Annotated in this window: 10 protein-coding genes; 5 read left to right on the top strand and 5 right to left on the bottom strand. The window is 71.0% G+C overall.

The annotated features are described in order from the left end of the window. The first annotated feature begins 24 nt into the window (after positions 1 to 24). Both OHQ87_RS25125 and OHQ87_RS25120 read left to right on the top strand, forming a co-directional pair. Positions 25 to 657, top strand: coding sequence for a phosphoribosyltransferase (locus tag OHQ87_RS25125; protein WP_328348991.1), 633 nt, complete (start codon positions 25 to 27; stop codon positions 655 to 657). 29 nt (positions 658 to 686) lie between these two features. After that, positions 687 to 1,118, top strand: coding sequence for a TFIIB-type zinc ribbon-containing protein (locus OHQ87_RS25120; protein WP_328341761.1), 432 nt, complete (start codon positions 687 to 689; stop codon positions 1,116 to 1,118). Between the two features lie 150 nt (positions 1,119 to 1,268). Here OHQ87_RS25120 and dnaB read toward each other — a convergent pair whose 3' ends face one another. Further along, positions 1,269 to 3,617, bottom strand: coding sequence for a replicative DNA helicase (dnaB, locus tag OHQ87_RS25115; protein WP_442930596.1), 2,349 nt, complete (start codon positions 3,615 to 3,617; stop codon positions 1,269 to 1,271). Between the two features lie 399 nt (positions 3,618 to 4,016). On the opposite strand from dnaB, the gene OHQ87_RS25110 reads away from it, so the two are divergent. Continuing rightward, on the top strand, positions 4,017 to 5,681 hold the full coding sequence (locus OHQ87_RS25110) for a hypothetical protein (protein WP_328341759.1): 1,665 nt from the start codon (positions 4,017 to 4,019) through the stop codon (positions 5,679 to 5,681). A 205-nt stretch (positions 5,682 to 5,886) separates the two neighbouring features. Here OHQ87_RS25110 and rplI read toward each other — a convergent pair whose 3' ends face one another. The 4 genes from rplI to rpsF all read right to left on the bottom strand — a co-directional run bounded on the left by rplI (position 5,887) and on the right by rpsF (position 7,535). Beyond that, the gene (gene rplI, locus OHQ87_RS25105) at positions 5,887 to 6,333 is read right to left on the bottom strand and encodes a 50S ribosomal protein L9 (RefSeq protein WP_328341757.1); all 447 of its coding nucleotides are present in this window, start codon (positions 6,331 to 6,333) and stop codon (positions 5,887 to 5,889) included. 14 nt (positions 6,334 to 6,347) lie between these two features. Beyond that, positions 6,348 to 6,629, bottom strand: a complete 282-nt coding sequence (gene rpsR / locus OHQ87_RS25100) for a 30S ribosomal protein S18 (RefSeq protein ID WP_328341755.1) — start codon at positions 6,627 to 6,629, stop codon at positions 6,348 to 6,350. Next, positions 6,629 to 7,165, bottom strand: a complete 537-nt coding sequence (locus OHQ87_RS25095; RefSeq protein ID WP_176739072.1) for a single-stranded DNA-binding protein — start codon at positions 7,163 to 7,165, stop codon at positions 6,629 to 6,631. The genes rpsR and OHQ87_RS25095 overlap by 1 nt, the downstream gene beginning before the upstream one ends. A gap of 79 nt (positions 7,166 to 7,244) precedes the next feature. After that, positions 7,245 to 7,535 carry a 30S ribosomal protein S6 gene (rpsF, locus tag OHQ87_RS25090; RefSeq protein ID WP_067301247.1) on the bottom strand — a complete coding sequence of 97 codons (291 nt, stop codon included), beginning with the start codon at positions 7,533 to 7,535 and terminating at the stop codon, positions 7,245 to 7,247. A gap of 642 nt (positions 7,536 to 8,177) precedes the next feature. On the opposite strand from rpsF, the gene OHQ87_RS25085 reads away from it, so the two are divergent. Next, the gene (locus OHQ87_RS25085; RefSeq protein ID WP_328341748.1) at positions 8,178 to 8,960 is read left to right on the top strand and encodes a deoxyribonuclease IV; all 783 of its coding nucleotides are present in this window, start codon (positions 8,178 to 8,180) and stop codon (positions 8,958 to 8,960) included. A 6-nt stretch (positions 8,961 to 8,966) separates the two neighbouring features. Beyond that, on the top strand, positions 8,967 to 11,207 hold the full coding sequence (locus tag OHQ87_RS25080; RefSeq protein WP_328341746.1) for a hypothetical protein: 2,241 nt from the start codon (positions 8,967 to 8,969) through the stop codon (positions 11,205 to 11,207). Positions 11,208 to 11,395: the final 188 nt, after the last annotated feature.

Here is an 11,395-nt window from a genome sequence, read left to right as displayed (position 1 = left end):
CCCGCAGGGCGTAGACCTGAGAGCATGAGCAGCTACCGCGATCGCGCCGACGCCGGCCGGCAACTCGCCGCCCGACTCACCGCGCTGGTCGGCCAACCCGACGTCGTCGTGCTGGGCCTGGTACGCGGCGGCGTCCCGGTGGCCCGGGTGGTCGCCGACCGGCTCGGCGCACCGCTCGACGTGCTGGTGGTCCGCAAGCTCGGCCTGCCCTGGGCCCCCGAGGTGGCCTTCGGCGCCCTCGGCCCCGGGGGCGTCCGGGTCCTCAACGACCAGGTCACCGCCCGACTCGACCCGGCCGACGGCATCGACGTGCAACGCCGCGAGCAGGCCGAACTGGACCGCCGGGAGGCTCGCTACCGCACCGGTCGCCCCCCGCTCGACCTGACCGGACGGACCGCCCTGATCGTCGACGACGGCCTGGCCACCGGCGCCACCGCCCGCGCCGCCGTACAGGTGGCCCGCCAGCTCGGTGCCCGACGGGTCGTCGTCGCGGTGCCGGTCGGCGCGCAGGATGCCTACGAGATGCTGGCCGCCGAGGCGGACGAGGTGGTCTGCGCCCAGCACCCCGCCGACTTCGGGGCGGTCAGCGCCTACTACGACGACTTCCACGAGGTCGACGACGACGAAGTGACCGAGGCGCTGATCGCCACCGCCTGAATGCTGCGCCGACCGGGTACCGTCGAACGATGCAGCTCACCTGTCCCAAGTGTCGTGGAGATATGCGCCAGTACGAGCGCAGCGGAGTCGTCATCGACCAGTGCGGCGAGTGCCGGGGGATCTTCCTGGACCGCGGCGAACTCGAGAAGCTGTTCGAGGCCGAGGCGAACTGGAACCAGCAGCGCGGCGCACCCGCACCCGCACCCGGTCAACCGGGGTCCGTCCCTGGTCAGCAGCACGTCCAGACGCCTGGCGGCTACCCGCCGCCTCCGCCGCCGCCCGCCCCGAGTCACCAGCCGGGCTACGGTGCCGTACCGCCGCCCCCGCCCCCGCCGGGCTACCCGCAGCAGCCCGCGTACGGCACCCACGGTGGGTACGGGCATCCGCAGCAGCACCACGGCTACCACGGCCACTACAAGCGCAAGAAGCACAAGGGCTTCCTCGACGAGATGTTCGGCTGAGCGAACCCGTCGGTGATCGGGTCGGGCGTTTCCTCGCCCGGCCCGATCCGACGTCGTCCGATCCGCCCAGTGAGTACCGCCCGGTCCATCTGCGCAGGCGTGATCGTCAGTCGCTCCGCCGCTCAGTGGTTAATCGCGTCTCAAGCCCGCTCACCCGATGGCCATATCTACGAACCGAGAGAGATGGAGCTGCGCTGCGACCGTTATGCTATCGGTCGGGCCATTCCTGTGCTTGGCAATTATGAAATCCGCCTCCCCGGCGCGCGGCGATTCCTTGTCATAGTAATCGTCGCGATGCAAAAGTATAACAACATCGGCATCTTGCTCAATAGACCCGGATTCGCGCAGATCGGACAATTGCGGGCGCTTGTCGGTGCGTTGCTCGGGGCCACGGTTCAGCTGACTGACCGCGATCACCGGGCACTCGACCTCCTTGGCCAGCAGCTTCAGCCCACGGGACAGGTCCGCGACCTCCTGCTGACGGCTCTCGGTACGCTTCGGCGAGGTCATCAGCTGGAGGTAGTCGACCACGATCATCTTCAGGTCGTGCTTCTGCTTGAGCCGGCGGGCCTTCGCCCGGATCTCCATCAGGTTCATGCTCGGGGTGTCGTCCACGAAGAGGGGTGCCTCGCTGATCTCCCCCATGCAGCGGGCCAACTTGGTCCAGTCGTCGTCGGAGAGCTGGCCGCTGCGCAGCACGTGCAGTGGGACCCGCGCCTCGGCCGAGAGGAGCCGCATGACGATCTCGACCTTGCTCATCTCCAGCGAGAAGATGGCGGCGGCCTGATTGGCGCGGATTGCGGCATTGCGGGCGAAGTCCATGCTGGCCGTGCTGTTGTGGGTCGGGATCATCGACCGACCGGCCAGGTAGAGGTGCTCCGGATTGTCCACTGTCACACAACGGACCGGCACGCTGGCCACCGGCCGGACATCCACCACGTACCTGACGCCTGGCCGTCCGTCCGTACCGGTCCGTCGGCGGGCAGCGTGCGCGGACGCCTTGCGCTCCTGCCGGAACAAGACGTCCGGAGCGGAGAAGCTGATCGTGTACGCCACGGACGACCCCTTGGTACGACCGGGTAGCGCCCGCTCGCTGAGCGTGCAGCGGTAGCCGAGACTCACCACGAGTTCCCGGACGTCCCCGGCCAGCCGACCCGAGGTCGAGGTGTACCGGAGGTCGCCGGTGGGGCCGACTGTGCCAGCGGCGTCCAGCAGCCCGGCGAGAAGCGCCCGACGCTGTGCCTCGGAGGCACGCAGGTATTCCCGGGGGATGTGCTTGACCGGAGAGACCCCGAGGTGGCGGAGGGCCGCGAGGAGGGACCCGGTGAGAGGGCCCGCGTCGGGCTGGCCGTCGCCGAGCCAGCCACCCAGGCCGTACGGCGGAATCGGCAACTCCCGCTCGGGTAGTTGCAGGGGGGCACAGTTGACGACGGCATGGTGCGGGCCGGTACGCAGCGTCGCCGCGATCTGCGCGGTGGTGACCACGCCGTCGTGTCGCGCGTCGGCGGGGATCCGACCCGTTCCGCCGGCTTCCGCGCCGGCCGGTTCGAGGGTCCGCGCCCGGGTGGTGGTCTGCCACAGGTGCTCGGCGTCGGCGACGATCACGCTGCCGTCCGAGAACTCGACCTCGTAGCAGGGCCGGCCGTTCAGCACGTCGAAGGCGGCGGTGATCGTGGTCGGCGTACCGTCCGCGGCGAGCAACCGGTCGCCGACCTCTACCTCACCCATGGTGGTCCAGCCGTGCGGGGTGGGCAGCGGCGTGTCCAGCGCGAGCGCCTTGCCGAGACCGGGCCGGCCGGCCACGATGATGAGCTGCCCGGGGTGCAGGCCGTTGAGCAGCCGGTCCAGGTCGGTGAAGCCGGTCGGCACGCCGGTCATCACGCCGCCCTGCGCGCCGACCGCCTCGATCTCGTCCAGGGTGGGCTGGAGCATGTCGGCGAGCACCGCGAAGTCCTCGCTGACCCGCCGTTCGGTGATCTCGTAGACCGCCTGCTGGGCCAGGTCGACGACGTCGTCGACGTCCCGGCTGCCGCCGGCGGCGGTGCCGTAGCCGAGCTGGACGATCCGGGTGCCCGCCTCGACCAGCCGGCGCAGCACCGCGCGTTCGCCCACGATGCGGGCGTAGTAGGAGGCGTTCGCCGCCGTCGGCACGGCCGCCATGCAGGTGTGCAGGTAGGGGGCGCCGCCGACCCGGGCGAGGTCACCGGAGTCGGCCAGGGCCGCCGCGACCGTGATCCCGTCGGCCGGTTCGCCCCGACCGTAGATGTCGAGGATGGCGTCGAAGATGGTGGCGTGGACAGGCCGGTAGAAGTCGGTGGACTTGAGGATCTCGACGACGTCGGCGATGGCGTCCTTGGAGAGCAGCATGCCGCCGAGGACGCACTGCTCGGCGGCGACGTCCTGGGGTGGGGTCTTGTCGAACTGACCGTCGCGGGGCGGCGGGGCGGACGACTGCCCCGCGACCCGGGGCTCCGCCCGCATGTCGTCGGTGACCGACACGGTTCCCCCTCCACGACGTCTGAGCTGGTTACGGCAGTACGGCGGCGGTGCGACACCTCCCGACCTGACCGGCCGGGTCGATCGGGGGCCATCGCGCGACCGGTCGGTGCCCCACGATACGGACCCCGAGCTCAGCCCCTCAACCGACGCGGTGGACGAGCCTCGGGACAACCTGTGGATGCGGGTGGACAACCATGTGCGCAGCGTGTGCACAGCCTGTGGAAAACTGTGGAGGTTTTTTGGGTCACAGGCACCTGACCTGGTGTTTCACTATCCACACCCTGTGGACAAAAAATTTCCGGTAAGGCTCTTGGGTCGGTCGTCCCGTACTATCTCTGCGAAACGGCTACACCTGGACAGCGGATTGCACTTTCGGTTGAGAAGGGTCACGCTCCGGCCGTGAGTTACCGGGACTGGGAGCGCGGGGAGGGCAGCCCGCGCGAGCGTCAGCCGACCGCCCCGTGGGACGACCTCGGCGACCCGGTCCCGTCAGCTTCGTACTCCTCGACGGACCGCTACCGCACGCCGAGTCGCCGCCGGGCGGTCGAGCGTGGCCAGCAGGAGCCCGTCGACGCCTACCTGCCCCGCTGGGCGGTCGAGTCGGGGATCGCGCATGCCGACGGCCGGGGTCGGCACGCCGCCCCGGACGATGAGGACGACGACGCCCGCCCGGTCTCCGGGGTGGGCCGGCGTGCGGCCAGGCGGCGGCGGGAGAGTGAGCGTCGGGAAACCCGGGCGATCGGGGCTGCCCCCGAGTCCGACCACACCCGGGAGTGGACCTTCGATCGCCCCCAGGATCAGGGGTACGTCGGCAGCCGGCGGGCGGACTCCGACGAGGGTGAGCCGGTCTCCGGGGCCGCCCCGACGGCCCGCCCGCGCCGGTCCCCGTCCCGTCGTCCGGAGGTGATCTGGTCCGGCGGTGACGACTCCGACCTGCCCGTGGAGGCGGTGCCCGAGCAGCCGCCCCGCCGTCGGCGACGTAACACCGACGAGTCGTGGGCCCGTCCGCTGACCGGCCCGGAGAGTCGTCCGGCGACCGACCCGTGGAGCCGTCTCGCCGAGCCGGAGCCGGAGTACCGGCCTGCGGTGGACCCGTGGGACGCCTCCGGCCTGCACACCTGGCAGAGCCCGACCGCCGGCGAACGGTGGGACCGTCCCAGCGGGGCGTCCCGGTGGGAGCAGAGCGACGACACCGGCCAGTGGGACCGGTTCACCGACACCGGGCAGTGGGACCGGACGGACGTCGGCCGGTGGGGCCCGGTGACCGCGGATCGCGACGAGGTGGGCCGCCGGGATACCGGCGGCGTGGACCGCCTGACCCAGGACGACATCGGCCCGTGGGACCGGGGCGGCTTCGACCGCCGGGACCGCAGCGAGAAGGACCGTGGCGAGGGCGGCCGATGGGAGCGGTCGGTACCGCCCCGGTCGGCGCAGCCGATGACGGGCGAGGGCTGGCCGTGGGGTGAGCAGCCGGAGGGGTTCTGGTCCGGCACCCGGTTGGCCGGTGACGATCCCCGCTGGATGGACCCGCCGACCTCGGCGCCCCGCTCCCCGGTGGTGGGTTACACGGCGCCGAGGCCACGGGCCGCTCCCCGGCGTCGGGCCGAGCCGGTATCCGGCCGGGCGGTGGCGGCGTCTTCGCTGCGGGACCGCATCGGGTCGGTGGGCGGCGGGTCGTGGAACCGTCGCCTGGAGGACGACCTGCTCGACCCGGACCCGGGTGGTCCACTGCGCCCGTTGGTCTACACCGCCGCGTGTTACCTGGTGCCGGCGGTGCTGGTGTTTCTCTGGCTGCTGACCCTTGACGGTCAGCCACCGGCCGGCTGTGTCACCGACATCAGCGGGGGCGGGTGCGAACCGCCCCGGGCGCATGCCTTCGGTTCCCTGGTCGCGGGCGCGCCCCGGTTCGGTCTGGCGTTGCTGAGCAGCCTGGTGGTGGCGGTGCTGCTGCGCCGGGTCGGGACGACCTGGCGGTCGGCGACGGTGGCGGTGGCGGCGGCGGTGGTCGGTGGTGGCCTGTCCACCGTGATGATCAGTGCGGTCACCGGTCAGCCGATCGGCTGACCGGTCCGCGGTGCCCCTCCCGGTGCCGGCCGCGTGGCGCAGGGGCACCCGTGCACGATGCCACCCCGACGGCCAATGCGCTGACGGCCTGCACGTGACGGCTGCACGGTGACGGCCGCAGCGCTCGACGGCTCCGGTGGCCAGCGCGAAACGGCCCGCACCGGGTGCCGGTACGGGCCGTTTCGGGTGTTGCTGTGCTGCGGTGTCAGCCCTGGACGACGTTGAGGTCGAACTTGGCGGCCACCTCGGGGTGCAGCTTGACCCGCACCGGGTAGGAGCCGGTCGACTTGATGTGACCGGGCAGTTCCAGCCGACGACGGTCGAGGGTCGGGCCGCCGGCCGCCTTGACGGCGTCGACGACCTCGGCCGGGGTGACCGAGCCGAAGAGCCGACCACCGTCGCCGGCGCGGACCTTCAGGCTGACCTTCAGACCCTCGAGCTGGTCCTTGACCTCGGTGGCGTGGCCCAGGTCGCGGATCTCACGGGCCGAACGGGCCCGCTTGATGACCGTGACCTGCTTCTCCGCACCCTTGGTCCAGCTGATCGCGAAGCCCTGCGGCAGCAGGTAGTTACGGCCGTAGCCGTTCTTGACCTCGACGATGTCGCCGGGGGCACCGAGACCGGAAACTTCCTGGGTCAGGATGATCTTCATGTCGGTGCCTCCTCTCAGCGGGCCGTGGCGGTGTACGGCAGAAGCGCCATCTCACGGGCGTTCTTGACCGCACGGGCGATCTGCCGCTGCTGCTGCGAGGTGACCCCGGTCACCCGCCGAGCGCGGATCTTGCCGCGGTCGGAGATGAACTTACGCAGCAGTGCGGTGTCCTTGTAATCGATATAGGTGATCCCGTCCTTGTCGAGCGGGTTCACCTTCTTCTTGGGCTTGCGCAGTGCCGCAGCCTTGGCCGTTGCACGTGCTCCTGGTTTGCGATCGCGGGCGCTCGGCGCCATTAGAACGGTGGCTCCTCATCAAAATTGGCGCCCGAACCACCGCGCGAAGAGGGGGCCGGAGCAGCAGAGGCCCAGGGGTCGTCGAAGTTGCCTCCGCCGCCACCCTGATTGCCACCGCCACCGGAACCGAAGCCACCGCCGCCGCCACCGGAACGCGACATCTTCTGCACCTTCGCCGTGGCGTAGCGCAGAGACGGGCCGATCTCGTCGACCTCGAGCTCGATGACTGTGCGCTTCTCACCCTCGCGGGTCTCGTACGACCGCTGACGCAGCCGGCCCGAGACGATCACGCGGGCGCCCCGCTGGAGCGACTCGGCGACGTGCTCCGCCGCCTGCCGCCACACCGTGCAGGCCAGGAAGAGCGGCTCGCCGTCCTTCCATTCATTGGTGGTCTTGTCCATGAACCGGGGCGTCGAAGCGACCCGGAACTTGGCGACCGCCGCACCCGACGGGGTGAACCGCAACTCGGGGTCATCGGTCAGATTGCCGATGACCGTGATGGTGGTGTCTCCTGCCATGACCATCTCCTCGCGCACTCATCGTTGCGTCGTACAGGCTCTCAGAACCCTCCGACATCACCGATGAGGCTGATCCGGGCGAACCGGGGTTGAATGCTTAGCGCATCTCCGGCCGGATGACCTTGGTGCGCAGCACGGACTCGTTGAGCCGCAGCTGGCGGTCGAGTTCGGCCACCGCCTCCGGCGTCGCCTGAAGGTCGATGACGGCGTAGATGCCCTCGGCCTTCTTGTTGATCTCGTACGCGAGGCGCCGGCGGCCCCACACGTCGGTCTTCTCGACCGAGCCACCCGCGGTCCGGATCACGTTCAGGTACGTGTCGAGCGAGGGTGCGACGGTGCGTTCCTCGAGGCTGGAGTCGAGGATCACCATTACTTCGTAATGACGCAAGACGTGCTCACCTCCTGTGGGCTAGGCGGCCACGGTCCTTCCGTGGCAGGAGGTCGTGCGTCGTGCCCGCCCGGTGTCGGGGGAACCCGACCGGACGCGGACAACCGGACCAGGATACCCGGTCACGACGATCATGCCCGCGCAGGTCGACCCGGCAGGCCGGGAACGGGTGACAGGGCCCGCCGCGACACCCGAAGGCCGGCGGCGGACCCTGTCCACGAGGCCGCGGGGCGTCCCGTCCGCATTCCTTGGGTGGGACCTGGGGAGGAACGACCACACCGATGAGGTTGGATCGAGGACACCCCGCGGAGCTTCATCATGTTGTTGTCCGACCGTACAACGGCGATCGTCACGGTATAGCCGGATTCAAACTATTAGTCCGGGATTCACTGCTTGGCGACACGACCCGTGCGGCAACTCCACAGAGGGCCCGGTGCTACCGCGCGGAATGTTCCGGGGCGCTGCCGGCCATCCGTAACGCTCGTCCGTAACGCTCGTCGTGCCGCGAAGCCGACCTGCTGTTCCACTGCGTTCAACGACCGCCGGGGCCGGCGGGTGACGCGGGCGTGCGGGCGCGGACGGCGCGACTTGCCCGCGACCGGCACCCCGCCGTCGTCGGAGGCGGGACGTAGGCTCGCCTGCATGCGTATCGGAGCCCACGTCGACCAGGCCGACCCGCTGGCGGAGGCGGCCGACCGCGCCGCCGAGGCGGTGCAGTTCTTCCTCTCCGACCCGCAGGGCTGGAAGGCCCCGAAACCCCGGGAGGACGCCGACCGGCTGCGCGCCGCCGACGTGGACCTCTACGTCCACGCCCCGTACGTGATCAACGTGGCCACCCTGAACAACCGGATCCGCATCCCCAGCCGCAAGCTGCTGCTCGGCCACGCCACCGCGGCCGCGCAGCTCGACGCCCGAGGGCTGATCGTGCACGGCGGGCACGTCAACGCCGGCGACGACCTCGCGGTCGGGTTCGACAACTGGCGCAAGACCTTCGCGTACGCGGCCGACTCCGGTGGCTTTCCCGTCCCGGTCCTGATCGAGAACACCGCCGGCGGCGACAACGCGTGTGCCCGACGGCTCGACGCGCTGGCCCGGCTCTGGGACGCCCTCGGTGACTACGAGGTGGGCTTCTGCCTCGACACCTGTCACGCCTACGCCGGCGGCGAGGAGTTGCTCGACCTGGTCGACCGGGTCAAGGCGATCACCGGGCGGATCGACCTGGTGCACGCCAACAACTCCAAGGGCGGGTTCAACTCCGGGCAGGACCGGCACGACAACCTCGACGGCGGCGTCATCGACCCGGAACTGCTGGTGGCGGTGATCCGGGCGGCCGACGCCCCGGTCATCGTGGAGACCCCCGGCGGCGTGACCGGTCAGGGCGCGGACATCGCGTTCCTCCGCGAACAGCTCGGCACCGGGGCCTGAGCGCCGATGACCACCAACGCGACCGGCGGCGGCAGCCAGCCGCCGCCGCAGACCGGCGGGACGGACGTCACCCCCGAGGGTGGGGCGGAGCCGCCGAAGGACGACCGGCTCGTACCGGATGCGGCGGACAGGACGGAGACCGCCCGGCCCGCACCGGCCGAGCCCGCCCAGAAACCGAAGCCCGACCAGAACGGCACCGAACCCGACAAGGCCAACGTCGGGGCCGACAAGGCTGGAACCGGGACCGACAAGGCTGCTGGAACCGGGGCCGACAAGGTCACAGCCGGGACAGACAGGCCCGGGGCGAAGCCTGACAAGGCCGGGAGCGAGCCCGACGAGGGCGGAGCGGAACCCGGCAAGGCCACGGCCGAGGTCGGCAAGGACGAGCCAGCGCCCGGCACGGGCAAGGCAGAGCCCGGCACGGCGGATACGGCCGGGGACGGCGCGGACAGGGCGGACCGGAAGGACCCGCCCGCCGAGGCCGACCCGTGGACCTCGTTCGCGCCCGAACCGGAGCCGGTGCCCGGTCGCCCCCGGCGGGCGGCCCACGCCACCGGCCGGTTCCTGGTGCACGAGTGGACGCTCGCCGTCCTCGCCTCGCTCGCCCTCGCCGTGGGGATGACCTGGCCGACCCTGCGTTACCCGCTCTACACGTTGCCGCAGGACTACTGGGACCCGAGCCTCCAGGCCTGGCAGATGGCCTGGTCGGGGCACGCACTGCGGACGGACCCGGGGCAGTTGTTCCAGTCCAACACGTTCTTCCCGGAGCCGTGGAGCTTCGCCTTCTCCGACATGCTGCTCGGATACGCCCCGGCCGGACTGCTCGGCACCGGCCCGGACGCCGCCGTGCTCCGCTACAACATCATGTTCGTGCTCGCCCACGCGATGGCCACGTTCGGGGCGTACGTGCTGGCCCGGCAGATGGGCGCGGGCCGGATCGGTTCGGCGGTCGCCGGGGTCGCCTACACCTACGCACCCTGGCTGCTCGCCCAGGCCGGCCACCTGCACATCGTCTCCAACGGTGGCATTCCGCTCGCGCTGGCCATGCTCGCCCGGGGGCACGGTTGGTCACTACGGCACGGTTACCGCCCCGAACGCCGCCGGGTCGGTTGGGCGTACGCCGGGTGGGTGGTGGCCGCCTGGCAGCTCAGCCTGGGCTTCGGCATCGGCCTGGTGTTCGCCTACGTCCTCGCGGTGACCCTGCTGGTCTCGGCGGCGGTGTGGTTCTGGCGACGGCGGCGTGTGCGCCGGCCCTTCGGTCGCCGGCTGTTCGTCGCCGACCTGGTCGGTGGGCTGCTCTTCGCCGCCATCGGCGCGCTGCTGGCGGTGCCGTACTTCAAGGTGGCCGAGCTGCACCCGAACGCGGAACGGACGCTCGGCGACGTCGGCGTCTACTCGCCGCCGGCGAGCGGCTTCTTCACCGCACCCGCCGAGTCGTGGATCTGGGGCGGGCTGCACGAGGGGGCGCGGGCGGCGCTGCCCTGGCACCCGGAGATGACCCTGCTGCCCGGCTTCGTGCTGTACGCGCTGGCGGCCGGCGGGCTGTTCTTCTCGGTGTGGCGGTTGCGGCACCGGCTGCTGCTGCTCGCCGGGGTGCTGGTCACCATGGTGCTGGCGATGGGCACCCGGTTCTTCGACGGCACCTTCACCTATGCACCACTCTTCGAGTACCTGCCGGGCTTCAACGGGCTGCGCACGCCGGGCCGGATGATGCTCTGGACGACGCTGCTGCTCTGCCTGCTGGCGGCCGGCGCGGTGAGCGCCTTCGCCGAACGGGTACGCGAACTCAGCGCCGGGCGGGTGCCCTCCCGGCCGTCGCCGTGGTTGCGGGCGGCCACCCTGCTACCGCTGCTGCTGGTGACCGTGGAGGGGCTGAACAGCACGCCGCACCCGGTGGTGCCGGAGCAACCGGCGGCGATGCGCACTGTGGACGGTCCGCTGCTGGTGCTGCCCAGCGGCCAGAACCAGGACCAGCCGGTGATGCTCTGGTCGACCAGCCGCTTCCAGCAGGTGGTCAACGGTGGCAGCGGGTTCACCCCGAAACAGCTCGACGACGTACGCCGGGTGACTGCCGCCTTCCCCGACCAGACAAGCGTCGACTACCTGCGCACCCTCGGCGTCCGCGACGTGGTGGTGCTGCGGGACCAGATCGTCGGTACGCCGTGGGAGGTGACAGTGGACGCCCCGGTCGACCAGTTGGGCATCACCCGCCAGCAGGTCGGCAACGCCGTGGTGTTTCGTCTCTGAGCTGGGTTGCGGGTGTTCGTCGCTGAGATGGGTTGCGGTGGGGTCTGCGGGGAGCCCAGCCGGCTCCGGGCGGTCAGGCTTGATCCCTGCGCCGGCTGGGCTCCCCGCAGACCTGACGGGCGCACGGCCGTCTTGGACTTGCGCGTCTGACTGACGGGCGCTTGCCGTCTTGGAATTGCGCGTCTGGG

The organism is Micromonospora sp. NBC_00421, from assembly GCF_036017915.1.
Classification (GTDB): Bacteria; Actinomycetota; Actinomycetes; order Mycobacteriales; family Micromonosporaceae; genus Micromonospora.
The sequence above is the reverse complement of the archived record's forward strand: the minus strand, read 5'-3'. Positions and strand labels throughout refer to the sequence as shown.